We start from the raw sequence: 25,290 nt of genomic DNA, 5'->3' as shown, positions 1-25,290 counted from the left end.
TTGATCAGGCGCTGCCCAGCAGGTCTGGATTGCGCCGCAGTTCTTGTCCGCCATCGACCGCGAAGGATTGTCCTGTGACCCAGGACGCAGCGGGGCTGGCAAGATAGGCCACCGCCGCCGCGATATCTTCCGGCTCTCCCGTCCGTTTGAGCGGCGTTTGCTCCAGAAAGCGATCGATGACCGTCGGGCTGGCGAACATATCCGCCGTCGCGTCGCTGCGAGTGAGGCCGGGGCGAACCGCGTTCACGCGAATGCCGAGCGCGCCCAGTTCGTCGGCCACGGTTCGGATCAATGCTTCTAGCCCGGCTTTGCTGGCGCAATAGGTGGCGAGCGCGGGGAAGGGGAGGATCGCGGCCGTGGACGATATGCACACGATTGACCCGCCTTCGCGCATCAACCTGGCTCCGGCCTGCATCGCGATGAAAGCGCTGGTAATGTTGAGGTCAAGATCCCGGCGCAAATCCTCTACACTGGTCGAGAGGAAGGGGCCGAAGCCGCCGCCTCCGACCGCAGGCACCAGAATGTCGAGGCGATCTGCCATGGAATATGCCTGAGCCAGCGCGTTGCCAACGTCCTTTTCGGACGTCGCATCACCGGCAAAGGTGGCGACCTGCGCTTCCGGAAAATCACCGATTATCCGGGCGCGCGCTGCGTTGAGCGCCTCCTGCCTGCGTCCCGTGATGAGCACGCGCGCGCCATCGGCAACCAGCGCCCGTGCGCAAGCCGTGCCGATACCGCCGCTGCCCCCCGTAACGACCGCCGTTTGGCCGACCAGAGAAGCCATATTCATTGTACCGACCGGAACTGATCGACGACTTCCTTTACGGCACGAGCAACATCGTTGCGGCGGTAGCGAAGGTCGGCCATCGTCTGCGCGTCGGGCTCGTAGCGCACCATGTTTCCGCGCCCGGTGAAGATGGCGGCGTCGGGCAGCATGGGGTGCTCCTGGTCGAGCGAAGGCACATCCAGGTCATTTCCGGCGGCCTGGAAGAACAGCTTGAAATAGTCTGCGAAGCTCAGATTTTCGTCGCCGATCAGATAGGCTTTGCCATTTTCACCCCGTTCCAGAGCGGCCTGGATGGCTTCCGACAAGGACTGGGTGGAAATGAAGTTAGTGCCGCCAGCAGGGCCGAAAGGCGGGATGCCAAGCTGTCCTTCGGCATAGCGGGTGTAGGCTTCGAACATCGGCAAGCTCATGCCCGGAACGGTGCCGACGACGAACGGCGCATCCAGGCTGACGACATGGAAGCTGTCGTCCGCCAGCGCGGCAATACCGTCGGTCGCTAGCTTGCGGGCGCGGATATAGACATTTGTCTCCAGCAGTTCTGGTGCAATATGCGGATAGAAGCTGCCGATATGGATGAAGTGCCGGACGCCTGCCTGCTTGGCGAGCGCGGCGAACTGCGGCACGGCTTCGGCGTTGGCCCGGAAGACGTGAGCGTCATAACCGGCCCCTTGCGGAACATGGCGGATGTCGTTGCCCGCCGCGAAGACGATGGCATCAAAGCCGGTCAAGTCCTGAGTCGTGAAGCTGCCCTCGACATAATCGCCCTGCAAAAAAGGCAGGCGCGACAATTCGGTGCTTTGTTGCGCGGGCTTGCGGCCCGAGACAGTGACATCATGCCCCTGCGAAGCAAGATGAAGGGCTGCATGGCCGCCGATCATGCCGGTACCGCCAATAACAAGAATTTTCATGATAGTTTCCTCTCCACAGGCGTGTTGCGCCTCTTGATGAAATAGGGCTACCGATTCTAGTTTCTATTTGCAACAAGGCACCTATTAGGTATTAGGTATCTTATGGATACCAAAGTAGACCAGCAAACCGCCTTGGAGATTCTTGAACTGGTCGGGAACAAGTGGACAATGCTCGTCACCTACAGACTGGGTGGTGGCGAGATGCGCTTTTCCGATCTCAAGCGCTGCGCAGCGCCCATCAGCTCCAAAATGCTGACGCAGACGCTGCGCGAACTTGAGCGTTTCGGGATGGTATCGAGGGAAGTCCTGCCAACCATGCCGCCAAGCGTGGAATATCGGCTGACGGATCTGGGCAGGGGGTTCCTGGGGACCGTCAGCCAGATTTGCGACTGGATCGGCGACAATCATGAAGCGCTGGAACAGGCGCGCGAGCGCGAGGCTGCAAGGTCGCTGGACGGTTGTGTGGCGATCATCGGCGTTTGACCAGCCGTCTGGATCAACGGGTCATATTCAAGATTTCCTGAAAACGTCGCGGCTCATGCCAGCGATCACCGGGTCAAAGGCTTCTACGATGCTTCCGCTGATCTGCGTTTCGACGCGCCGTTCGATACGCCAGCCGATTTCGAGCCGACGGTAGGTCACCTGATAGTAGCCAGCCGCGTGGCGTTGGCCGCTATGCGTTGCCCCAGGCCGGAAGATGCCGATCCACTGGAAGTGGACCTGGCCCCAAGCCATGTCTCCGTCAATGCGAAGGCGGGGCGCGGTGTTAAAATGGAGTCCCTGATAATATTCACCGACTTCCGCGCAAAACCCCGCAAGTTCTTTTGTTCCTGTGACCAGCCGGGTTGGCTGGTCGCCGGATTTGGCAATCTCGAACACTCCGTCTGGGGTAAAGACATTCGCCCAACCATCTGTGTCTCCGCTATCCCAGGCGCGGGAATATTCTGCTTCCAGATCGATAATCTCTAACCGGTCTTCTGCGGCCGTGAGACGTCGTTCGAATGTGGCAAATGCGTTTTCCATGATCTGATCCACAAAAGAGGTGAGCGCGATTGCGCCCTCAATTTGATGTCTTCATGCGAGCTGCAACTTTTCACCCATTCAGCATCATATCCGCTGCCTTTTCCGCGATCATGATGATCGTCGCATTGGGATCGCCTGTAGTAATTCGCGGCATGACGGAACCATCGACGATCCGCAGTCCCTCGATGCCATGCACACGCAACTGATCATCGACTACCGCCATGTCGTCATGACCCATGCGGCAGGTGCCGACCGCTTCGTAATTGACGTGGCAGTCACGGCGGAAAAAGGCATCAAGCTCCGCATCGGTGGAACAATCAGCGCCCGGGTGATATTCTTCGCCGCGATATTTGGCGTAGGCGGGCTGTTTGAAGATTTCCCGCGCTATCCGAACGCCGCGCCGCAGGGCATCGCGGTCGCGTTCCTCGGCCAGATAGTTGGCGTCGATGATCGGCTGCGCGAACGGATCGGACGATCGCAACTTCAACTCCCCGCGGCTTTCCGGGCGGGTCAGGATGACGAGATTGGTAAAGCCATGTTGGCGAACGATCTGCGCGCCGTCACCCGACAGGATCGGCAGGAAATAATATTTGAGGTCAAGCTCGTCATGCCCTGGCGCACCTGATCGCAGATAGGCGATGACGTCCGTGCTGAAGCCTGCAAGCGGCCCGGTGTGCGTCGTCATGTAGCGCAAAGCTGCCGCTGCGATCCGCAAGGGGTTCGAGATGAACTTATAATCCGACACCGGTTCGGGGCTGATTATCTGAACCTGGGAGCCGATATGGTCGTGCAGGTTCTGACCGACACCCTTGAGGTCTGCAACCGCTCTGATCCCGACCGACCGGAGATGATCGCCATCGCCGATGCCCGACAGCATAAGCAGTTGGGCTGACTGGAAAGTACCGCCGCTGCTGGTGACCTCGCGAACGGCGCGGACCTGTGCGATGCGGCCTTTCTGGCGATATTCGACCCCGACGGCGCGATGGCCTTCCATGATGATACGGGTGACGTGGGCTTTCGTACGGACCGTCAGGTTCTGCCGCTTGTTTGCGGGCCGAAGATAGGTGACCGCCGTGCTCATTCGGCGGCCTTTGCGGATCGTATATTCGCATGGACCGAAACCCTCCGGCGCGGCGCCATTATGATCGTCGCTATAGGGGAAGCCTGCCTGCTGGGCGGCTTCAAGCCATGCCTTGTGGCCCAGGTTGGTCACCTTGGCGTGCGTCACCGGCAGAGGGCCGCTGCCGCCGTGAAATTCATTCTCCCCGCGCCAGCTGCATTCCGCCCGCTTGAAATAAGGCAGGACATCCGAATAGGACCAGCCGCTGTTGCCGAGATCGGCCCACAGGTCGAAGATTTCGGGGCTGCCCCGGCTATAGCACATGCCATTGATCGAACTGCTGCCGCCCAGAACCTTGCCGCGCGCATCATTGAGGACGCGGTTGTCCAGATGCTTTTGAGGCGCGGTCTGATACTTCCAACTTACCATTCCGGCCTGGAGCATCGGGAAGAAACCCGCAGGCATGTGGATCAGCGGATTGACGTCCCGTCCACCCGCTTCGAGCAAAAGGACCTTGACCGACGGGTCGGCGGAAAGCCGGTTGGCCAGGACGCATCCGGCCGAACCAGCGCCGACCACGATATAATCGAACTCTTCAGCGGTCTTCACGAACTTCCTCCCTCGTCATTTTCAGCGTGCAGGATTGGGCAGGCTCGCGACGGCCTTGATCTCGACGAGCGAGCCAGGATAGCCCAGCGCCGCGACGCCCACCGCCGTCCAGCAGCAAATGGCGCCGTTCATGAAACTGGCCTTGGCGGCCATGAAAGCGTCCATATGGTCGGGGAATTCGACATGGAACGTCGTGAGGTCAACGATGTCGCTCGCCTTGCTTCCGTGACGCGCGAGGACATCGGCTAGCGCGTCGAAGGCGAGCGCAAACTGGCGGGAAGGATCAGCAGGCACGGTTCCGTCGGCCTCCACACCGATCTGGCCGGAGCAAAACAGAAGTCCGCCCGCCACCTTCGCTTCGCACAATCCATAGCTTTCAGAGCCTTCAATATCAGACATGTCTTTCTCCTCCGATCGGCGATCCGCCGCCACGAATGCGCTTTGTCATAAACGATACAAAATGTCTTGTTAAATAAAAAACGCTGTGCCAATTGCCGTCTCCAAGAACAGGAATGGGCTCGGACGAGTCCAGAAAATTAGGGGAGTATTGGCATGAGAGTTGGACTCTGTTCGCGCTACGCGTTGCTGGCGGGGATAGCGTGGAGCGTGACCCCGGCATGGGCGACCGCACCACAAGAGCAAGCCACGACACCGGTTGCGGAAGGCGAGGGCTCCCGTCTGGAAACCATAGTGGTGACGGCGCGTCGGACGCGCGAAAACCTCCAGAACACGCCAGTCGCCGTGACCGCGATGTCGGGTGAATTGCTGGACAGGCTTAACATCCGCGACGTGGTCGCTACGGCTCAATTCACGCCCAATCTAGGCATCAGCCAACAGCCCGCGTCGATCACCGCCGCATCGGTGTTCATCCGGGGTATCGGCAATGCATCGCCCAGCGCGGTGTCCGAGCAGGGGGTCGGCATTTATCTGGACGGCGTCTACATCGCCCGATCGGCCGGTGCGGTTTTCGATCTGGTCGATCTGGAACGGATCGAAGTGCTGCGCGGTCCACAGGGGACGTTGTTCGGTCGTAACAGTGTGGGCGGTGCCGTCCAACTGATCAGCCGCAAGCCTGCCGATCATGCAGGCTTCGAAGGCAAGGCGGGCTATGGCAGCTTCGCCGACTGGTACGCTCGGGCGCGCTTCGATACGGGATATATCGCTGGAACGCCGATCAAAGCGTCCGTTTCCTATATGCACCGGCAGCGCGACGGCTATTTCGACAATGTCCTGGCGCCGTCCAACCAGGACCCTGGCGCGCTCAACAGTGAAGCCGTCACGGCTGCGGTGCAGGGAGACTTTGGTGACCTGACTGTCAACTATGGTTTCGACTACAACACGCGCACCGGCATTCCGGCCTTCTTCCAGGTCGTCAATGCCACCGACGATGTGCGCAACTATTTCGGTGCGTCGCCGCTGTTCGGTGGCTCATCTTTCCAGATTGGCGCGGACGGACTGCGCAAGGGCGAACAGCAGCCCGCGCTCGACCTGGATGGCAATCCGACCTTCGGGGTGAAGGCGAGAGTCTATGGTCATGCGCTGACACTGAACTATCAGTTGATCCCGGAACTCGCGATCAAGTCGATCACCGCCTATCGCTCCTACCGCCAGGACGGCGCGAACGGCCTATCGGGTAATGGCACGCTGCGCGGCTTTACGCTCAGCCCGATCCTGTTCGTCGATGGCACTGTCGTGCCGACGGGGGTGCAGCCCGTTACGCCCTATGATGGCTACACGACGCAACGCCAGCATCAGTTTTCGCAGGAAGTCCAATTGCTGGGTGAAGCCGGTGAATTCAAATATGTCGGCGGCGCCTTCTATTTCAGCGAGAAGTCTTCCGAAGCCAATTATCAGCAGCTGACCTTTGTGCTGCCGGGCGGCGATGCGGGTGTCAACCTCTCCCCCTTGCAGGCATTTTCGGGCAAGGCGCGTTCCTATGCGCTGTTCGGCCAGATCAGCTACACGCCGGAAGGCAGCGGCCTCGAACTCACAGGTGGCGTTCGCTACACGCGAGACAAGAAATGGCTGACGCTGGCGGGCGATGTGCAGCCCAATCTGGATGGGCAGGTTTCCTATCGCAATCTTTCATGGCTCGCGTCGGCGAATTACCGACTTCGGCAGGATTTGATGGGCTATGTTCGTGTATCCAGCGGTTTCCGGGCTGGCGGCATCAATCCTTCCGCGTCAGAGATCAATGTTTTCGCGCCGGAAAAGGTGGTCGCCTATGAGGCAGGGCTGAAGGGTGAGTGGTTCGACCATATGCTGCGGACCAATTTGTCCGCTTTCTATGTCGATTACCGCGACCTTCAAATCTCGCAATTTCTAGCTGACACTGGCGGCGCGACTTCGGCGATCGTCAATGCGGGGCGCGTGGCCTATCGGGGTGTCGAGGCCGAAATCACCGCCATTCCGGTGCGGGGACTGACGATAGATGCGTCGTTGGGCTACACCTCGCCCAAATATAAAAGCTATCTTTATCGCGATCCTGCGACCAACGAGCTGGTCAATGTCGCGTCCGAAGCACGCCTGTCGCAAGCGGCGAAGCTTAACACGCATATCGGCGTTCAATATGATTACAGTCTGCCCGTCGGAAAGCTGTCGCTACGCGCCGACTATTCCTATCGCAGCACGGTTTACTGGTTCACGATCGATCGATTGAACCTGTTCAATCGCGATATCCGGTCTCGCCCGGATCATAATCTGCGTGCTCGCATCTCGCTGGCGGACATTTCCGCAGGCGGAGGCAAGCTGGATGTCGGCGTGTGGGGCGACAACCTCACCAATCAGCGCAATATCGATTTCGGCATCGACTTCGGCAGTCTTGGCTACGGCAGTGCCTCGTTCAAGAAAAAGCGCACGTTCGGGGTGGATGCAAAGTTCACTTATTGAGCGATCGGCGGCCGGGGAAGGGCGAACCTTTTCCCTGGCCGTCGGCAAGTCAGCCTTTCGCCCCGGGGATTTCGCATCCCCTGATCAGCAGGTTCGTCAGTTGCTCCAGATGATCGTCATCCGGCCGGTCCTTCGCGATCACGATCAGGCCCGCTATCGACGTGAACAATGTCGCGATCACCATCGTGATGTCTACATCAGGGCGGATCAATCCCGTGCGCTGCGCCTCACGAAGCGGCTCCCCCATGTCATGCGAGATGGACAGCCATTGGCGCCTCGTTTCCTCGTTGAGGAAGCCTGGTCCCAGGCTGGCGATCAGGCCATTGATGGCGATTTCATCAGGCTCCGAGGAAAAGTCGCGAAATGCCGTGGCAATCGCGCGCAGATGATCGCGCCAGTCGGACCTGGGTTCGACCTGGAATGTCGAATTATGCGTCGTCAACGCCTCTGCGATCAGCGCATCTCTGCTGGGCCATCGCGCATAAATGGTCGACCGCGCAATGCCGGACTGTTCCGCGACGTCCAGCATCGAAAACTCGGTCGCTCCGCTTTTTATGAGGTGAAGGACGGTCGCGGCAACGGTCTGCCGAACCCTTTCCGTGCGCCCCCCGGGGCGGATGTTGCCGCGCGTCATGCGCTTTCCTTATCGGGCCGCGACTGCCCGGTTCAAGCGTCATTTCATTGGATATGAGAATATATGCAGACGACCGCACAGGATAGGCTGTCGAAAGGAGAGGCGGTATTCCCGGATGAGCCATGGGAACTGCTGTTCATCCTCGCGACGATAGGCTTTTTATTGATCGGGGGCATGCTGACCTCGCTCAGCGTCTATGTCTCGGTGATGCAAGCGCATTTTGGCTGGAGCGAAGCGGCCATGGGTGGCGGGCCGGTGATGATGCTGCTTGGCATGAGTATCGGCAATTTGAGCGTCGGCGTGCTCATGCGGCGTTTAGGGGTGAGGGGACTGTTTTTCGTCGGCGTAAGCATTGCCCTGTGCGGCTGGGTCGCGGCCGGGTTCGTCCGGTCTCTGGCGGAATTCATGGCGGCCATGGCACTGACGGGCATCGGCACGGGCGTCGCGACGATCGTGCCGGGCATTGCCGTGATTTCGCAATGCTTTCACCGGCGAAGGGGATTTGCGGTGGCGCTGTTCATTGGGGCCAGTGCTCTTGCCAGTTCGACCATGCCAATCGCCAGCCGTTGGCTGATCGACGCTGCGGGATGGCGGCAGGCTTTCTGGATTTTCGGATCAGTCGTTGCCCTGATCGGGCTGCCTCTCTTGTGCCGCTTGCCCCGCAACATCAACGGCGGCCAACGTCATGAGCATCAGGCGTCGGGCCTCACGGTAGAACGGGGCCTGAGACTGCCCGCCTTCTGGATATTGACTCTGGTCCTGACAATCAGCCAGTTCGGAATGAACGCCATATTGTTTAACCTCATCGCCTACTTGCGCAAAACCGGCTTTTCGGGCGCCGACGCGGTCACCCTTTTCGGCGTTGCCAATTTCATGAGCCTGCCCGGCCTGATGATAGGCGGTTACTTGTCCGACCGGGTGAGCGGGCGCATTCTCCTGCCGCTGATCCTGCTAATTCAAAGCGCGGGCACATTGGCGCTGCTTGGCGTCGGGCACGGCTATGCTGCTATTTTGCTGTTCATCCTGTGCTGGGGCGGTGTTGCAGGATTGCCCGCGCAGGCCGGTTCGTTACTGTTGAGTGAGATTATCGGGCAGCGGGCTTATGCCACGATGCTGGGGATCGTCTTCACGGTGAATGGCTTTCTCGCCGCGCTGGCACCGGCGGTCATGGGCTGGGCCTATGAAGCGACCGGCGGGTATTCCCGGCCGATACTCGTCATCGCGGCCCTTTGCCTGCTCGCCGCATGCGCCTCGACTTTCTGCCGTGCAAGACCTGCGCGCGATGAATCCACCCTCTGTCTGGAAATATGATCATGTCGAACAACGAAGCCTATGAACGGGGGGAAGTGCCCGTATCGAGCAGCGGCTGGACCAAGCCACAAGGGCTGGCGCAAGCGTGGCCAGCCTTGATGAAGGATGTTTCGACCGATGTCGTGGTGATCGGCGCCGGGCTAGCGGGTGCGTCTCTGGCGCTTCATCTGGCGGAGGCGGGGATCGGCGTGACCGTGCTGGAAGCGCGACAGCCCGGCTGGGGTGCCTCCGGGCGTAATGCGGGCCATGTGTTGCCGATCCTGCGCGACATAAAACTGTTCGAACGTTTTCCGGACGGGGGGAAGCACTTCCTGGAACTGTTTCGCGAGCATCACACCATCCCCTTCGATCTTTCCGCTCGATATGGGATCGACTGCGACGCGGTTCGGTCGGGCTATATCAATGGCATGAAGACACGGAGATCCTTTGACGCCTTCGTCCGGACCTTCTCCTATCTGGAGACGAGCGGGCTTCAGCGGCTGACGGTTGCGTCCGGCGCGGAAATGAAGGCGCAAACCGGATCAGATGCCTATCCCTTTGGCGTGATCTTTGAAGATGGCGGGCGAGTGAACCCCTATCTCTTCACCAACGGCATGATCGCGACGGCGGCCCGGCTCGGCGCACAAATTCATGGGGACAGCGAAGCTCTGTCACTTGAACCGGCGCAAGGCCGGTGGCGGGTGCGAACCCGGAGTGGCAGCGTGCTGGCCGATCGTGTAATTTTCTGCACCGCAGCCTATCCGGCCGCCATTGAACCGGCGTTTCGTAAAGCCTTCTATCCCCTGACCGCCTATGCATTGACGACAAAGCCTCTGCCGTCCGAAGCACTGGATAACATCCTGCCCGGGGGAGGCACCTTCGCGCAGGCGCCGGTCGATCTCAATCCGATGGTACGCGACCGACACAACCGGTTGATCCTTTCGTCCATTCCCCGTGTTGGTCGTGCCCATGATGCGGCATGGCATTTCCGCTCTCAATTGCGATGGTTGCACCGGGTCTGGCCGGAAGCTCGCGGCATGCGAATTGAGATGGAGGATTATTGGACCGGCCGTGTCGCGATGCGAAAGGCGCAATTTCCGGGCGCGTTTGAACTGGCGAACAATGTCTTTGGCCTCATGTATTTCAATGCTTGGGGCAATGTCATGGCGCCGCTGATGGGCAAGATCATGGCGGACGCGCTGGCCCGCGATGCCATGCACGCCATGCCTTTCCCATTGGAAAAGCCGGAGCCTGTCTCGTTCAACCGGAAATATGAGGTGCTGATCCGCCATCTTATGCTGCCAGCTGCCCGGGTGGGACAACGCTGGGGCGTTCTGTAGCGTCAGTCCGCTGCCGCCACGCCGCGTAACCCATCAGCGTCGGTCAGTTCGATACGGCCATAGCCCAGCCGGATCAGCCCTGCCCGTTCGAACGCGGCGAGATGCAGGTTAATCGTCTTGCGCGTGACGCCGATCATCTCCCCCAATGCCTGCTGGCTGAGCCGGACGACGGGTCCGTCATCTGACGGGACTGCGGAAGCGTCAATGCAGTGGCAATGAAATCACGGGATTATCGACCAGCAGCCCGTTCCGCCTGGCGGCCAGCGTTGAGGGGGCGGACGGGCCGCCCCCAAACTTGAACCTCAATAGGTGGATAATTTTATGCGAAGGAGCGCGGGCTCTTCGTTGAAATTGAAGCCGTAGGAAATCTGGTCGCCGTTCCAGCGGCGCCGTGCTTCCCACTGGCCGTTCACGAACGTCCCTTCTTCCGCGCTGAGGATCTGCCCGTTGACAGCCAAATCCGTCGGCGTGAACTGGAATCGGCTATATTGTCCCGCGACCAAAAATTCGTTGGGAGCCAACTGAGCAACGACCCCTCCGCCGACCGGTTCCTTGGCCCAGGGCGGCGGTTCCATGCCTGGCCAGGCGGGCACGTCGAAGTTGTTGTGACCATAGGTCACCGAAATCTTCCAGCTGCCCATAGTGGTGGAGTCTTCGCCCGCGCTATTCTTCGCAGTGCCCCAAGTGGCGCTTTTGCTGGCGATCGCCGCCCAGTCGCTCGCGATTGGACGGAACAGGCGATAGGGCGCGGCAAAGGCTTCGATCGTGGCTGCGTCCAGCTTCCGTGCACCCAGCGGATAGTTTGAATAGCTGGTCGCATCCATGCCGAACGGCGCGTAGCCAATAGCTCCACGACCTAGTGCCGACCAGAAGTAGCGCGCTGCCCAAGTCGCGTTGCTCGTTTCCGGAACGAATAGTGCGTTGTCAGGGCGGGTATAACGATCCAGCAGGCCTAGATAGGTCTTTTCCAAGGGTAGATAGAGATCAGGACCTATAAGGTCTAGCGCGGGCGCAACGGTTTTCCATATGGGCAACACATTCCAATTGGGGCCTCCGCTCGCAACCTGAGCCGCCATGGCCGTCCCCGTGGCATCGAACACTGCTGCGTTCGTGTAGAGGGGAAGGTTCTTCTCGGCCTTGCCCGCGACGGCAACCTGCTGGACGAAGCGCGCATAGGTCCATGCCGCAAATGCCTGATCCGCCTCCTTGCCGAAGGCTTCGGCCCAAGTACCTGCGGGCTTGCCGGACGCGACGCGGACATCTTCGGGCACTGGCTGCGCGAACAGTTGCTCTGCTGCGGCCGAATAATCACGGGCGACCCCATGGCTGCCGATCTCATTTTCGACCTGGACCATGATCACCGTGTGCTTTGCGTCCGCCTCACGCAAGTGCCGCATCAGTGCCGTGAAGGCCTTGCGATCCGCCTTGAGCGTCTCTTCGCCCAACGGCGACAAGGTCATTGTCGGGCGGCCATCGCGGCGCATCAGGCGGGGAAAGCGCTTGGTATCGCTCTTCACCCATTCCGGCGTGTAGGTCGATTCTCCATTCTTCCAGCTGCCAAACCATAGCAGCACGACGCGCATGTCGTTCTGGCGGGCTTGGGTCAGCAGCGTATCGACCCAGCTATAATCGAATTTGCCTTCGGTCGGTTCGAACTGTTCCCATGCGACCGGAATCTCGATCGTGTTTGCGCTCAACGCCTGCATCACCGGCCAGACCTGCGGCAGTACCGAAGGATAATTGCTGGAATTATGAACTTGCGCGCCCAGCATCAGATAGGGCTTGCCGTCAACCATCAGCGCATGGCGGCCATTTTCCGTGCGAAGGCGCGGTATTTCACCAGCGGTAGTCTGTCCAGCGAGCGTAACGCCGCAAAGCATGAGCGTCAGATAACGGAAGGGGTGGCGCACGTGATCTCCTCGTCGACTTTCATTAGGCCCGTTTCAGGCAAGACCATTCGTAGGCCTTGCTACTTACCACGAGGCCAGGCGTGACAGGCCTTGTCCGGTCGTCGGCATGGCGAGCGCAGCCCTGTAAGCTACATCATTAAGGGCGGTTTTAGTGTGCGAGGTCGACAATGTAAACAACTACGTTTCATTTATGAACGCGGGTCAAATGTTCTCGTTCTGGCTACCCGATAGAATGATCATCCCTCTCCCGGCCTGATCGCCGTTGCAGAGGGCTATGACGTGCGGGGCATATGCAGCAGGGTCTGGGCAATGGGTGGGGAAGGGACGTGGCATTCGGGAAGAATGCACCGCGATCGGGAAGGAAGCCGCGGTCCTTATGCTCATCCCCTTTGGGAGGAGATGTTGCCCCCATCGACGACAATTTCCGACGCGGTGATATAGCTTGCCTCATCGGACAAAAGAAAGCGTATAACCCGCGCCACTTCCTCTGGATCGCCAAGGCGATTGAGCAGGATACGCTTTTCGAAATGACCATGGGGCAGAGCTTCGACTGCGGGACTCATCATGGGCGTCATGATCTGGCCCGGTGATACCGAATTGATGCGGACGCCATCCTGGGCCAGCCGATCGGCCAGTGATCTTACTAGCGACAATATTCCGCCTTTCGCCGCGCTATAGATCGGGTTCATGGCATTGCCGAGCGTTGCGTTGATCGAAGCGATCGCTACGATTGCGGAGCCGGGCTGCGCGGCCAGATCCTGATGGAGCGCCTGAACGATGAAAGCGAGGGAGCGGAGATGAATCGCTATCCCGCTGTCCCAGCTTTCCGCCGTCAGCCCGTCCAGCGATGCTGTATCAACAACGCCAGCAGCATGGACCAGTCCGCCTGGTCTGCCGATCGCTTTCCGCGTCGCCGCCAGGGCAGCTTCGATGCCACCAAGTTCACGCAGATCAATCGCAATGCCCATGGACGCTGTGCCATGTTCCGTCACGATGGCGCGGGCCGCTGCCGATGCCTTGTCGCCGTCGATGTCCCACAGAGCAACAGGGCGGCCAATGACGGCCAGCGCATGAGCGGACGCAAGACCTATGCCCGATGCGCCACCGGTGATGATGACCGGAGAGGAAGGGGAGGCAATGGCGGGGGCGAGTGACATGCGAGAGAATTCCTTTAACCGAACGATGAACCCTATTTGTCTAAAAAGCTGAGGAGGCGGACGTTGCTAATTCGCAGCGGGCCGTCCGACGGCGAATGGTTCCATATGCCGGTGAGTCCGTAACGAGATGGTGGATAGTTGTTCGCCATTAACGTTGCCGACAAGCTCCATCGGAAACATCGCCAATGTCGAAAATTTGTCACAGATTGAATTGGCATTTCATGGACAGCGCCTGCATGTCTAATGTGAAGTGACCATATGGGCTCACCAATTGATCCGACACGGAAAATGGGGATGGGGCTTTTGCTGCCACCAGCTTGGATGCGGCATCGCTATTTTTGGGGCAACGCCCCCAATGAATGGTGACGAAGCCTTCGGTGAGTTTTGGCAGCGGATGATCCTGGGGCGATCGCCGTTGACATGGAGCAGGCCAGTAGGGCGGCGCGGCATCACATTTGGCTGCTGTCGGCGAATGCCGCTTGATCAATTACACACTAATGTGTAATATATTCTCATCGAGTCCGAAAGCGGGCACATAAGAGGAGAAACAGGATGCACGAACGGGTGCTGGACATGAATGCCAGGGTCGATGCCGCGATCGATGTGCTGGACCCCACCATGGCGCTGATGGCGTTGATCCAGATGACCGGCAATCGGACGCTGCTGAACCACTATTGGGATGCGATCGACGGCCGCCAGGAAGATCTGGTGGAGACGTTCGTCGATATCCATGCGCATGAAGAACGGCCGTCCATCGATCCGGCCGTGGTCGCCGAGATCCGCGATCGCCTGCGCGTGGCGGTAAAGTCCGGGAAGCCTCCGGTCATGCCACAGCTGGACCGGCCGATGTTCAAGCGGATGAGCCGCTTGCTGCTGGGCCAGGACCTTCCCGAAATGTCGGTGGATGTCGCGTTCCAGCATGCCGGGTTCACCACCGACACGCGCATTCGCAAGGCGGCCGATGTCCCGCCCGCCGATTTCAAGGTGCTGGTCGTGGGCGCGGGCATGATGGGCATCAACGCGGCCATCAAATTGCAGCAGGCCGGTTTTGACTTCACCGTGCTGGAGGCGCTGGACACGGTGGGCGGCAACTGGCTGACCAACACCTATCCGGGCGCGGCGGTTGATACGCCGAGCCGCGTCTATTCCTTCTCCTTCGAGCCCAATGCTTCCTGGACACAATTCTACCCGCGTGGCCCGGAATTCCTGTCCTATCTGGATCGCGTCACCGACAAATATGGCCTTCGCGACCGGATCCGGTTCGGCACCTGGGTCGAGGGTGCGGAATGGGATGAGAAGCGTAAGATCTGGACGGTGAAGGCGGTCCGCAACGGCAAGCCGGAAAGCCATGAGTGCAACGTCCTCATCATGGCGGTGGGACCCAACAACAATCCCAATTATCCCAAGGTGAAGAATCTCGACAGCTTCAAGGGACCGGTCATTCATTCGGCCGCCTGGGACCATAATGTCGATCTGACGGGCAAGAAGGTCGTCCTGGTCGGCACGGGCTGTTCAGGCGTGCAGGTGGCGACGGCCATTGCCGACAAGGTTGGCGAACTGGTGATCGTGCAGCGCCAGCCGGAACATATCATCCCCAATCCGCAGGCGCATGCGCCGGTGGCCGAAATCGAGCGCTGGGCGATGGAATATGTGCCCTTCGTCGCGCAGTGGAAGCGGCTGCAAAGCCTGCACAGCCAGATGCGCGACATGCATGGCATGATCATGAAGGATGAGGACTATGCCGCGAAGACGGGCGGCTTTGGCCCGATCAACGACGGCATGCGCATGATGTGCGAAGGCTATCTGAAGAGTCATTTCCCGGACGATCCGGAAATGGTGGAATTGCTGACACCCAACTTCCCGGTGTTCGCCAAGCGGCCGATCCTGGATTGCGGTTTTTACGACACGCTCAAAAAGCCCAATGTGTCGATCGTGCGCGGCGAATTGGCCGAGGCCGAGCAGGACGCGGTGATCCTGGCCGATGGCACGCGGATCGAATGCGACGTGCTGCTGCTGTCGACCGGCTATAATCTGCATTTCGGGCGGCAGTTCGACATTCGCGGCGCCGGCGGCGAAACTTTGACGGACGCGTTCGACCCGCATCCCTTCTCCTATGAAGGCATGCTGATCACCGGCTTCCCCAACTTCGTCTTCATGGGCGCGCCTTACAGCTATCTGGTCGCCAACCATGCGGTGGTGAGCGAGCAGCAGGTCCATTATATCATCGAACTGCTGCAATGGATGGTGGACGATCATCTGTCGTCCTTCGATGTGTCGCCAGAGGCGACGCAGGCGTTCATCGACGATGTCGATGCGAACCTGGCCAAGACCGCCTGGGTGCAGTGCGGCAGCGCCCATGGCTATTATCGCGACAAGGGCGCCGACGGGCAGAAGAAGGTCATCCTCGCCATCCCGCGCCACAACTCGCGCATCTGGCATGTCCTGCGCTCGCCCCGCGAAGAAGACTTCAACGTCACCCGCGCCGACGATGCCGTCAAGACCGCACCGCCCGAAATGGAAATGCTGACCATCTGATCAGCTTCCGTAAAACAGGAAACGGATGAAAACCGAATGATATTGGGAGACTAGATGATGCTTCGTGATCTCGCTGAGCAGTTCCGCCCTGTCGCACCTCCGCAGTTGATCGATAAAGCTTATACGGACGATCAGCATGCGCGTTTGTTGAGTGTTGCTCGTAACAACGGTCCTTGGCCGTTGATGTTGGCAGAAAACTTCAAAACGCCAGAGGAGGTTATCGCCACGACTTCAGGCGCAGGCAAGCAATTGCCGGAAGGCGTCAAGCTGACCTGGGACATGATTGGCATCTATCCCGGATTTCGAGGATATTTGGCGCGTGGGGGCACCTGCTTCTACCCGGAGATCGAGGATTGCTATTACAACTCCCGCTTTCTCGAACTGGTGCGCAATTATTACGACTGCCAATATGCGGAACCCGAAACCTTCCTCTTCAATATCCAGGGGCCGACGCCGCTCGGCGGGCCGCCCCATCTGGACGGCACCGTCTTTCGTGGTTTGACGATGGAAAACACGCCGCTCTGGCTGCTGCTGACCATGGCGAAGTCCTGCCTGTTCAATCGTTGGCGCTCGAAGAAGGGCCAGGTGATCGCCTGGTATTATAAGGGCAAGATCGGCGGTGGCTTCAACTGCTGGCCTGATGGGCCGAGCGGTGAGGCCATGCAGATCAACGCCCCCATGTGGGGCCGCGCGGTGGTCGTCGAAAACGAGATGACGTTCCACCATGGACAGGCTGCGGGTCCGGTCGCCATGCGCAGGCCGCAAGGACTCGACATCAGTTCGACCTTTGGTCCTGATACGCAGGATCCGACCGGCTGGCAGATCGAGACTTTTGGTAAGGTCACCCAGAAGGTGCCGGAAGAGGAAATGCGCTTCCTCGTCCATTGGGGCGCTCGCCTGTTCAAGGACATGGACGATTTCAAGCTGACCTACGATCACCGCGACGACATCACCCATGAGCAGGCGATCAACATGCTGATCGACGACATGAAGAAGCGTGGTGTCCAGTTCGAAGTGCCGACCGATCCCATGAACGACAATGCGTTTGTTGGTCTTCTGGCCAAGGTCTATGATATTGGCGGTCCTACAAACATCCCGCCCGATGCAATGGATGAAGCCGCCTAAAGGCGGCTTCGTCCACCGCTTCACGCAGTTCGGCGAACAGTCGATTGCTGTGCGAGAATGTCAGAATAGGAGACAAAACGTGGCTATACCCTTTGGCAAGAACGGCGACACCGATTTCATGTTCACCAAACTCCAGGTCAAGGACCTGGACAAGGCGGTGTCCTTCTATTCCTCGGCCATTGGTCTGGTCGAGATGAACCGCGTTGAGACGGAAATCAATGAGCGGAAGGTCAGCGAAGTCGTGTTTATGCCGACCTACGAGGGTGGGCCGCTGTTCATTCTTGCTCAGTTCCACGACACCCAGACGCCTGCCGCAAACGAGTTGATCCTGGGCCTGGCAACGAAGGATATTGCCGATCTGATCGCCCGGGTGGAAAAAGCCGGTGGACGTGTTCTGGAGCCAGCGCGGGAGGTTCCCGGCATGGGCGGCATGCAGGTTGCCTTTGTTGCCGATCCAGAGGGCCACATGCTTCAGCTGAGCCAGAACGGCGGTTGATTTTGCAGGAAACAGGCTCGCGAGGAGCGATGGCGCTTTTCGCGAGCCATGTGCCGGTCTGAGCAGTCGCAGCGCTTTGGGCTGAAGCCAGGACTGGGGCCTGCGGGCTTATGGTATATCGGTACTGTTCGCCGGGCTCTAGATGTTTGGTCCCGGGATTTGATGGTGCGGGTTTGAAGTGAAGCGGTGGGGCTCTTTTGTCCAGCATTTGCATATGAACTCGTAGGGCGTGAGGCCTTGGAGGGTCTTCAGACGCTTGGCGAAGTTGTAGGCGGCAACGAAGGTGGCGAGGTGGTCGCGCAGCTGGTCATGGGTCTCGTAGTAGAACCGCTTGACGGTCGCATCCTTGATCAGCGGCACGGCCGAGCCACCCCCACCCGGCGTGGTGAAGTGGATGCCGTTGTCGGTCAGCACGGTATGGACCTTGTAGGGAACGGCCGCGATCAGCCGGTGCAGGAAATCGCGTGCAGTCGCGGTCTTAGCCTTCTCATGCAACTCGACTAAGGCGAACTTGCTGGTGCGGTCGATTGCCACGAACATGTACGGTCTGCCCTGCTCGGTGCGGACCTCAGCGATGTCGATGTGGAAGAAGCCGATTGGGTAGCTCTTGAACTTGCTCCGCTTGGGCTTGTCGCCTTCGACATCGGGCAGGCGCGAGATGTCGTGACGCTGCAAGCAACGGTGCAACGATGATCGCGTCAGCTGCGGGATCGTTGCCTGCAGGGCATACAGGCAGTCGTCCAATGGCAGCAGCGTGTGTCGGCGAAAGGCGACGACGATCGCCTCTTCCTCAATCGACAGCACGGTCGACCTCGGCTCCTTTGGTCCCGTCTTCCGGTCGTTGGGAGATCTCCGCGCCCGCCACTTTGCGACGGTCTTCGGGTTGATCCCATGGCGCTTTGCGAGAACCCTCAGGCTCTCTTGACTATCTTGTATTGCTCGACGGATTGCCGCCGTCGTGCGGGGGCTCCCGTGGATAACCTGGCCCATAGTGCATCCTTCCACTGCTGGCCGAATAATGCACCATCAAATCCCGGGACCAAACACTTAGACCGACATTACGGTACTTGCCGCTCACCCTTGCCCACATCGGCCTTCATACCATCCCGGACGCCTCCGTCTCCGGTCAGCCCCCTCTCACGACTGCCTGTTCCTCGACAAGGACCGGGACAGGAGCCACTAACCCCTTAGCGTCTGCCATGACAGCGAGTGCGCTCAATCCGCCTTCAATGAGGTCGCGCACCGCGCCATGACGCACGACCAACCCCGCGCGACCTCACAGAAACCTCTGGATTCCCAAGCGGACCGATCGCTGATTCATAGGGCACCGTGTTTTAGCAAGGTCTTCATCCCGCATGACACCGAACTCTACAAGCAAAGAAACCGGATCGAGCGATGGCTTCGGCCGCGTCAAGCATTTTCGCCGTTTCGCTATGCGTTACGATCGGCGAACCATCCACTTTGCCGGTTTCATTCATCTCGCCGCCGCCATGATCTGGCTACGTTGAATGTCGACCCCGCCTAATTATATTATCGAGTTCTTTTGAACACGTAGAAAAAGCCTGGCCCGGGCGGCCTTTTAAGCCTGTCGCGTTTGGCGACGCCAACCCCGGCAGGATCCGAAGCTGCAATCAATCAGCCGCAACGACTTTGCCCAATCTGACAATAGTGGCCGATGACCGCACGATGTCGACAGTAGCAGCAGGGACGCTGCGGGAGGCGAGGTCCAGGCGGGCCTCGCGGCTGTCGAGGGATGGACCGCTCAACGTGGCGACGCTCTGGTGGCGGGGCAGCGGCAGGCGGACGTCGGTGCCGACTTCCTTGTTAAGGATAGCGAGCAGCGTGCCCTGAGCCGTGTCGGCTGCATAGGCGACGACGTTAAGTCCCTGCGCGTCCAACTGGACGGTCCGCATGCGTGCGCCGCTGAACAGCCCGGCGAACTTCATACCCCAATAGACCGGCTGCGGCTGCACTTGTCCGTCCATATTGCCGATCGGCGTGTAGAAGGGGCGCGGGCGGGGCTGCGCGTCGGGCAGCATCTTTTCGCCCGCAAGCCCGCCGACCGAGTTGGCAACCGCAGGGCCAGCGCCGCCGTGCAGGTTCACGCTGGAATAGCCCAACGACATGAGCTGGAGCATATAATCAGCGGCCCATAGCGCGGCGACATAGCTATCCGACACGCCCGGCTTGCCACCGTGGTAGGCGGTGTTGCCTTCCGTCATGCGGTAGGCAACACCCATCTTGCGCGCGGCGTCGCTGGTCAGCTTGCCTTCCCGGGCCTCCCGGGTCGAGCGCAGGAGGAGGCGGTCGGGCTTGATCCGCGGATCATTGGGACCGCCCTTGTAGAAATGATGCGACAGTGCCTCGATCCGTGGCGGATTCTTGATCGAGGCCCAGCGGTCGGCGACGGCGGGCAGCCAGTCGAGCTTGTAAGCAACGTCGGGCAGGATGAAGCGGGCATCCGGGCTGACCGCCGTGATCGCATGGGCAGCGGCAAGCCACTCGGCAAGATAGGCGTCGGGACCCCAGGTCTTGGGATCGCGCAGGTGCGAGCTGAACACGTCAACTTCATTGCCGATGACGAATGCGACCAGCCGCTTGCCAAGCCGCCGTTGGACATAGGCTGCCTCGCGCGCCATGTCATGCGGCAGGCCATTGCCGAGGTTAAGGCCGTAAATGCACCGCCATCCGGTCGCATCCAGGAATCCCTTGAGCGCGTCTATGGCTGCTGGCGTGACGGCGTAGCTCAGGTCAGGGCGCGGCTGGCCCGGCTTGATCGGCCGTTCGATGCGCGGCGGCTGCTTGTCGCCGGGGCGCTCCTTCCACCAGGAAAACTCGCTGGTGTTGCCACCGATGCGCAGGATGCCAGCGGGCGTCAGGTCACGGAAAGCGCGGACCAGCGGGCGGTTACGCGCGTTGAAGAAATCGGGCGTTTCAAGCTGCTGCGTCTCGTAGGACAGGCCGACGAAGTCGCGGGGCACCAGCGGCCCTTGCGCCGATCCATTGAGCGAGAGCGACAGGGTCGCCGGGGTTTCCGCAGCGCGCGCTGGGACGATCAGCGCTCCGACCGCCGTCAATATTCCCGCGTTCAGAAAATTACGGCGGTCTATCATTGCTTGAACCTCTTAAGTGATAATTGCCGGTGATAGTCATTTTTGCAGACTTTAAAGAAGCCAACGACCACCGGGCGGAGACGATGAAGGTGACTTACACTGGTAATGCGGAAGTTGATCGGCGGCGGCACACCGGACTGCTAAGTTGCCTACGCTACGTTGAATTGAACGGCTAAAATGAGGGCATACCACTGTCGGCCTGCTCAACGAGACAGGAATGACGGCTTAAGTTGGTCGACAGGAGCCTGGCGGAATGCAGAGTGCCGTTTGTAGACACAATCTCAATACCCGCGTCGGGCTCGTGCCTTTCTGATTACCTCCCGCACTACGATGCCGCGACTCCCACATTCGCGCAATAAAGTCAGTCGAAGCAGCGGACATTCTTTGATCGAGCGATGCCATTTTCGTTGACCGCGTCGATGGCGACACAATACCTCTTTCTAAGGTTCAGACTACCGATCTCCAGTGATGTTACTCCGTCATAAACCTGGAAGTTCTGGTTCATCAAATCCGGGCGGCGACCGAGGCGAACGATATGGAACTCGGCACCCGGAGCGGCTTGCCAGTTGATGGTCACGCGACGCGGATCCTTGACACTGCGAATAGCCTGCACCGGGCCAACCCGTCCGGGACGCCGCCCCGCGCCCTTGCCAAATACCCGCAGATCATAGAGGGAGAAGTTACCGCCGTCGGGCGCGTGCACATTGCGCAGGCGCACGAAACGGGCGCGCTGCGCCCGGGGCAGCACCTGATAGTCATGCGGCGCGTCACGCCCATCGTGGGCGTGATCGATAGCGGTGCGCCAGCGTTGGCCATCATCCGACAGCTCCAGCACATAGCGGTAGCTATCCCGGCTGATCCCGCGGCCCTGGCTGCCCTGATCGGCAAAGTTGATCTGAATCGCGTCGATGCGTTTTTTCGCCCCCAAGTCGATCTGGAACCATTCGTCGCCGCCCGATCGTGCCGACCATGATGTCCGCGACTCCTCATCGACGGCGTTTTCGACCGGAAAGCCGTCCAGTGTGGAGGACGCGGTGGCAGTCCTGCCGCGCGAAAGAAGCATCCATCCCGTCAGGTCACGATTGCCGCTGAAGTAACGCGGATAATCCCCCAGGTAGGTGTCCGACAGAACTTCGCCCGTCCGTGTGAAACGAGCCGGGAACAGTCCCAGCCGCCGTTCGAAAATATGGCGCTGCGAGATAGTCATGGTGCCTGCGTGCCACCACCGTCCCGCCTCATCCTTGAAGGTATTGCCATGCCCCGCGCCGGTAATGAAGCCGGTGGGCTTTACAGCGAAGGGGCTGTAATCCTGATAGACGAATGGCCCCATCGGATTGTCCGCAACGAGGACGCCGTTAGCATAGGTCTTGAACTCGGTGCCTGGCGCGGAATATTCCAGATAATAGCGACCGTCGTGCTTGGTCATCCACGATCCTTCGACGAAGGAGGGAGCATCGGGCTTATCATTGGTGTCGCCCGGCACCTCCCACCCGCGACCATCCTTGTCACGGGACTGCGATATCTGCGCGGTTCTGATCACGCGGAAGGTGGTGGTATCGAGCTCGTCCACGCGGAGCGGACCTTTCGATGCCAGACCGCTGTACATGTACAGGCGGCCATCGTCGTCGAGGAACATGTCCGGGTCCTCATAACGCTGTTCGATGACAGCGGCTTCATACCAGCGCCCGGACTTTGGATCGTCGGTCGTCCAGATGCGGCGCGTACTTTCGCTTGTGGCCAAATACATCCGGCCCCGGATCACGACGACGGTCGGAGCGAACTTGTCCACGGCGTAGCCGCTCGCTTCCACGAAAGTCCAGTGCTGGAGGTCTGGCGAATGCCAATAGCCCTTCGAATGGGATGCGAAGAGGTAGTACAGGCCTTTATATGTGATGATCGTGGGATCGGCCGCTTCCCGATAGGCTTCGCCGAGCTTGAGCTGGATTTGCGGGATTTTGACGGGCACCTGGTAACGATAGGGTAGATCAACAGGATTTGCATAGGTCGCCATGCGCGACCTGCCTGCTGCCTCTGCCGGGACGAACGGGACCAACGCCATGACGGACAGGCTCGCCGTTACCCAGTGTAGAGCCTTACATACCGCCCCGTTTCGTACCGAACTTCCCACAAGACTACCCCACTGATGCGTCAGATGCCCCGTGACATAGGCCAGGCTGGCAAATAAGTATACAGATACGTTGCATTAATCCGGCGGTGGAGTATGGCCTGCTTCTGGAAATATCTGGCGAGGCAGCGCAGTAATGCGAGCGTGCGGGGCTAGACCCCCACGGTCAGCGCCAGCGGTGGCAACTTCACCGCGCAGATGTTGAGCGACGGCGATGTCGTGAAAAGCACGGAGTTGACCCCCGGCCCCGATGGCGATGCCTGGCTGCGATTTGACTATGGTCGCGCCGTCACCGTCCGCGCGGTCACGACCGCAACCGGCAGCTACGCCCATTTCGGAGGTCGCGGCGGTGCGGGCCTTGGGTCGGGCGGCTGGAAGCAAGCAATGACGGCCGCAGCTGGAATCAGGTCGGGATGATCGAAACGGCAGCCCCCCCCAAAAAAAACAGGCGCTGGCAGAAGCCGTTGCCGCCGTCGGCAAACCCATGATCGTGACCCTGCGCAACGGGCGCGCGCTGGCGCTGGAAGGCGCTGTGCTGAATGCCCCGCAATCCTTGTTACCTGGTTCCTGGGATCGGAATCCGGCAACGCGACGGCCGATATCCTGTTCGGCGCGACTGGCCCGTCCGGCCGCCTGCCGGTCAGCTTCCCCATCTCGGCGGGGCAGGTGCCTTATTATTATGCGCACCGGCGGCCGGGCCGTCCCGACAACACGCGCTATATCACGTCGAAATATGAGGCGCGCTTTCCATTCGGCCATGGCCTGACCTATGGAAAGATTAGCTATTCCGATCTCGTCCTTTCCTCCAAGAAGATCGGGATGGACGGCCAGTTGCGCGTCACGGTGACGGTCAGCAACCATGGGCAATATGCCGCCCGGGAATTGGTGCAGCTCTACGTTCAGGATGTCGTCGCATCCGTCACCCAGCCGATCCGTGAGCTGAAGGCCTATCGCCATGTCGAACTGGCGCCGGGCCAATCGCAACAGGTGACGCTGGATTTACGGGCCGCAGACCTTGCCTTCATCGGCGTCGATCTGAAGCCATTGATCGAGGCTGGCCGGTTCAAATTGTGGATCGCGCAGTCCGCTGAAGCGGCAGGGCTGGCGGAAGAGTTTGAGGTTGCTTGACCTGGCGGCGCGCCTAGGGTGTGTTCGAAGCAGATGGAAACGCCAGTTTGGCGAAGCCAATCATTTTCCGTCTCGGAAGACACGGAAAACAAAAGATAGATAGAGCATGATCCGATTCAATGTGATCGGATCATGTTCTAACGCGCATTGCCAAGAATATGGTCGATGAAGACCCTCAATTTTGGCAGTGCCTGCGTCCGGCTCGGGTAATATAGGAACACCCCTGACGAAGTTATCCCATAATCGTCCAGGACCGTGATCAGTTTGCCGCCAGCAATGTGATCATCCACCATGCTTTGGGGGATGTACAGCAGCCCCAATCCCTGCAGCGCTGCTGAAATTCCCAAGCCGAAGTCGTTCACAATCAATCGACCGGCGACGGCCACATCCGTTGCCCGCCCGTTATCCAAAAAGTGCCAGTTGGCAATTCCTTCAGGCCCGCTCCGCATCCGGATGCAGTTATGGCGGCGCAGGTCGGTTGGACTGCTGGGCCTTTCGTGCTTGGCAAAATATTCCGGCGCACCCACGACTGCGAAGCGAACGGGTGGCGTCACTCGCAGTGCGATCACGTCAGGGTCGAGCAGTTCACCCAATCGAACGCCAGCGTCAAATCCGCCCTCAACCAGATCGGTCGGACGATCTTCGGCCCAAATGTCCAAGTCGATCTGAGGATAGGCTTCGCAGAACCCCTTCATTATCGGTTCGATGAGCAGGGCGATCATACCGCGCGGCATATGTATGCGGAGCAAGCCCGATGGCGTGCTGAGGTTCCGCGCTTCATCATAAGCGGTGGCGAGATCGGCGAAAGCAGGCGCTGCGCGCGCGAGCAATATCTCGCCCGCCTGCGTCAGCCCGACGCTGCGGGTTGTCCGCATGAGCAGCGCAACGCCCGCCTTGGCCTCAAGCGTCTTGATCTTCTGGCTGAGCGCCGAAGGGGAAAGATGCAATTCATCAGCCGCCGCACGAAAGCTGCGGCGCTCCGCCACGCGAACAAAAGCCTCGATGGCGTCGAGAAGGCTGCGATCCATTATGTTGTCCAGCTACATGACCCATCAACTTTATAGCGGATTATCACCTAATGAGCCAAGCGGTAGATTGACGTTCAGGCAATGAAAGGAAGTTCAATGACCCATTCAATCTTCGTTACCCCGCTGGCCCTCC

Annotated in this window: 22 protein-coding genes; 9 read left to right on the top strand and 13 right to left on the bottom strand. The window is 59.7% G+C overall.

Annotation, left to right across the window (positions count from 1 at the left end; all coding sequences use genetic code 11):
• Positions 1 to 4: 4 nt before the first annotated feature.
• Together ACZ5U1_RS16980 and ACZ5U1_RS16975 are read right to left on the bottom strand one after the other, a co-directional pair.
• Positions 5 to 784, bottom strand: a complete 780-nt coding sequence (locus tag ACZ5U1_RS16980; protein WP_464780310.1) for an SDR family NAD(P)-dependent oxidoreductase — start codon at positions 782 to 784, stop codon at positions 5 to 7.
• 2 nt (positions 785 to 786) lie between these two features.
• Positions 787 to 1,695 (bottom strand): NAD-dependent epimerase/dehydratase family protein, encoded by a 909-nt coding sequence (locus tag ACZ5U1_RS16975; protein ID WP_464780309.1) that lies wholly within the window; start codon positions 1,693 to 1,695, stop codon positions 787 to 789.
• Between the two features lie 102 nt (positions 1,696 to 1,797).
• Between ACZ5U1_RS16975 and ACZ5U1_RS16970 the strand changes: the two genes are divergently transcribed.
• Positions 1,798 to 2,178, top strand: a complete 381-nt coding sequence (locus tag ACZ5U1_RS16970) for a winged helix-turn-helix transcriptional regulator (RefSeq protein ID WP_464780308.1) — start codon at positions 1,798 to 1,800, stop codon at positions 2,176 to 2,178.
• Between the two features lie 27 nt (positions 2,179 to 2,205).
• Here the strand turns inward: ACZ5U1_RS16970 and ACZ5U1_RS16965 are convergent, their stop codons facing one another.
• From ACZ5U1_RS16965 to ACZ5U1_RS16955, 3 genes are read right to left on the bottom strand one after another with little or no spacing between them, the layout of a single operon-like run.
• On the bottom strand, positions 2,206 to 2,730 hold the full coding sequence (locus tag ACZ5U1_RS16965) for a nuclear transport factor 2 family protein (RefSeq protein ID WP_464780307.1): 525 nt from the start codon (positions 2,728 to 2,730) through the stop codon (positions 2,206 to 2,208).
• Positions 2,731 to 2,788: 58 nt separating this feature from the next.
• Positions 2,789 to 4,387 (bottom strand): GMC family oxidoreductase, encoded by a 1,599-nt coding sequence (locus tag ACZ5U1_RS16960; RefSeq protein WP_464780306.1) that lies wholly within the window; start codon positions 4,385 to 4,387, stop codon positions 2,789 to 2,791.
• A gap of 21 nt (positions 4,388 to 4,408) precedes the next feature.
• The gene (locus ACZ5U1_RS16955) at positions 4,409 to 4,786 is read right to left on the bottom strand and encodes a RidA family protein (protein ID WP_464780305.1); all 378 of its coding nucleotides are present in this window, start codon (positions 4,784 to 4,786) and stop codon (positions 4,409 to 4,411) included.
• Between the two features lie 153 nt (positions 4,787 to 4,939).
• Here ACZ5U1_RS16955 and ACZ5U1_RS16950 point away from each other — a divergent pair, with 153 nt between their 5' ends.
• The gene (locus ACZ5U1_RS16950) at positions 4,940 to 7,276 is read left to right on the top strand and encodes a TonB-dependent receptor (RefSeq protein WP_464780304.1); all 2,337 of its coding nucleotides are present in this window, start codon (positions 4,940 to 4,942) and stop codon (positions 7,274 to 7,276) included.
• A 49-nt stretch (positions 7,277 to 7,325) separates the two neighbouring features.
• Here ACZ5U1_RS16950 and ACZ5U1_RS16945 read toward each other — a convergent pair whose 3' ends face one another.
• A complete protein-coding gene (locus tag ACZ5U1_RS16945) occupies positions 7,326 to 7,910 on the bottom strand; it encodes a TetR/AcrR family transcriptional regulator (protein ID WP_464780303.1) in 585 nt (194 codons plus the stop codon).
• Positions 7,911 to 7,973: 63 nt separating this feature from the next.
• On the opposite strand from ACZ5U1_RS16945, the gene ACZ5U1_RS16940 reads away from it, so the two are divergent.
• Positions 7,974 to 9,221 carry an MFS transporter gene (locus ACZ5U1_RS16940; RefSeq protein ID WP_464780302.1) on the top strand — a complete coding sequence of 416 codons (1,248 nt, stop codon included), beginning with the start codon at positions 7,974 to 7,976 and terminating at the stop codon, positions 9,219 to 9,221.
• 2 nt (positions 9,222 to 9,223) lie between these two features.
• On the top strand, positions 9,224 to 10,540 hold the full coding sequence (locus ACZ5U1_RS16935; protein WP_464780301.1) for an NAD(P)/FAD-dependent oxidoreductase: 1,317 nt from the start codon (positions 9,224 to 9,226) through the stop codon (positions 10,538 to 10,540).
• A gap of 2 nt (positions 10,541 to 10,542) precedes the next feature.
• On the opposite strand, the gene ACZ5U1_RS16930 is transcribed toward ACZ5U1_RS16935, so the two are convergent.
• The 3 genes from ACZ5U1_RS16930 to ACZ5U1_RS16920 all read right to left on the bottom strand — a co-directional run bounded on the left by ACZ5U1_RS16930 (position 10,543) and on the right by ACZ5U1_RS16920 (position 13,607).
• Entirely contained in the window at positions 10,543 to 10,677 is a 135-nt protein-coding gene (locus tag ACZ5U1_RS16930) for a helix-turn-helix domain-containing protein (RefSeq protein WP_464780300.1), read from the bottom strand.
• 165 nt (positions 10,678 to 10,842) lie between these two features.
• Complete coding sequence (locus ACZ5U1_RS16925) at positions 10,843 to 12,450, bottom strand: DUF5597 domain-containing protein (RefSeq protein WP_464780299.1); 1,608 nt, start codon at positions 12,448 to 12,450, stop codon at positions 10,843 to 10,845.
• Positions 12,451 to 12,830: 380 nt separating this feature from the next.
• The gene (locus tag ACZ5U1_RS16920) at positions 12,831 to 13,607 is read right to left on the bottom strand and encodes an SDR family NAD(P)-dependent oxidoreductase (RefSeq protein WP_464780298.1); all 777 of its coding nucleotides are present in this window, start codon (positions 13,605 to 13,607) and stop codon (positions 12,831 to 12,833) included.
• A 552-nt stretch (positions 13,608 to 14,159) separates the two neighbouring features.
• On the opposite strand from ACZ5U1_RS16920, the gene ACZ5U1_RS16915 reads away from it, so the two are divergent.
• Genes ACZ5U1_RS16915 through ACZ5U1_RS16905 form a run of 3 tightly spaced genes read left to right on the top strand, consistent with a single transcriptional unit; the run spans position 14,160 to position 17,763 of the window.
• Entirely contained in the window at positions 14,160 to 16,142 is a 1,983-nt protein-coding gene (locus ACZ5U1_RS16915; RefSeq protein WP_464780131.1) for a flavin-containing monooxygenase, read from the top strand.
• 54 nt (positions 16,143 to 16,196) lie between these two features.
• Positions 16,197 to 17,267: a hypothetical protein gene (locus ACZ5U1_RS16910; protein ID WP_464780297.1), complete on the top strand. Its 1,071-nt coding sequence runs from the start codon at positions 16,197 to 16,199 to the stop codon at positions 17,265 to 17,267.
• Complete coding sequence (locus ACZ5U1_RS16905) at positions 17,245 to 17,763, top strand: VOC family protein (protein ID WP_464780296.1); 519 nt, start codon at positions 17,245 to 17,247, stop codon at positions 17,761 to 17,763. The genes ACZ5U1_RS16910 and ACZ5U1_RS16905 overlap by 23 nt, the downstream gene beginning before the upstream one ends.
• 138 nt (positions 17,764 to 17,901) lie before the next feature.
• On the opposite strand, the gene ACZ5U1_RS16900 is transcribed toward ACZ5U1_RS16905, so the two are convergent.
• From ACZ5U1_RS16900 to ACZ5U1_RS16890, 3 genes are all read right to left on the bottom strand, one after another.
• A complete protein-coding gene (locus ACZ5U1_RS16900; RefSeq protein ID WP_464780295.1) occupies positions 17,902 to 18,753 on the bottom strand; it encodes a DDE-type integrase/transposase/recombinase in 852 nt (283 codons plus the stop codon).
• Between the two features lie 641 nt (positions 18,754 to 19,394).
• Entirely contained in the window at positions 19,395 to 20,876 is a 1,482-nt protein-coding gene (locus ACZ5U1_RS16895) for a hypothetical protein (RefSeq protein ID WP_464780294.1), read from the bottom strand.
• A gap of 361 nt (positions 20,877 to 21,237) precedes the next feature.
• Positions 21,238 to 22,887 (bottom strand): family 43 glycosylhydrolase, encoded by a 1,650-nt coding sequence (locus tag ACZ5U1_RS16890; RefSeq protein ID WP_464780293.1) that lies wholly within the window; start codon positions 22,885 to 22,887, stop codon positions 21,238 to 21,240.
• A gap of 333 nt (positions 22,888 to 23,220) precedes the next feature.
• On the opposite strand from ACZ5U1_RS16890, the gene ACZ5U1_RS16885 reads away from it, so the two are divergent.
• Positions 23,221 to 23,418, top strand: a complete 198-nt coding sequence (locus ACZ5U1_RS16885) for a hypothetical protein (protein WP_464780292.1) — start codon at positions 23,221 to 23,223, stop codon at positions 23,416 to 23,418.
• Between the two features lie 132 nt (positions 23,419 to 23,550).
• A complete protein-coding gene (locus ACZ5U1_RS16880) occupies positions 23,551 to 24,129 on the top strand; it encodes a fibronectin type III-like domain-contianing protein (RefSeq protein ID WP_464780828.1) in 579 nt (192 codons plus the stop codon).
• A 137-nt stretch (positions 24,130 to 24,266) separates the two neighbouring features.
• On the opposite strand, the gene ACZ5U1_RS16875 is transcribed toward ACZ5U1_RS16880, so the two are convergent.
• The gene (locus ACZ5U1_RS16875) at positions 24,267 to 25,157 is read right to left on the bottom strand and encodes a LysR family transcriptional regulator (protein ID WP_464780291.1); all 891 of its coding nucleotides are present in this window, start codon (positions 25,155 to 25,157) and stop codon (positions 24,267 to 24,269) included.
• Between the last annotated feature and the right edge of the window lie 133 nt (positions 25,158 to 25,290).

The sequence above is a fragment of the Sphingobium sp. TomTYG72 genome (genome assembly GCF_055394715.1).
The sequence above is the reverse complement of the archived record's forward strand: the minus strand, read 5'-3'. Positions and strand labels throughout refer to the sequence as shown.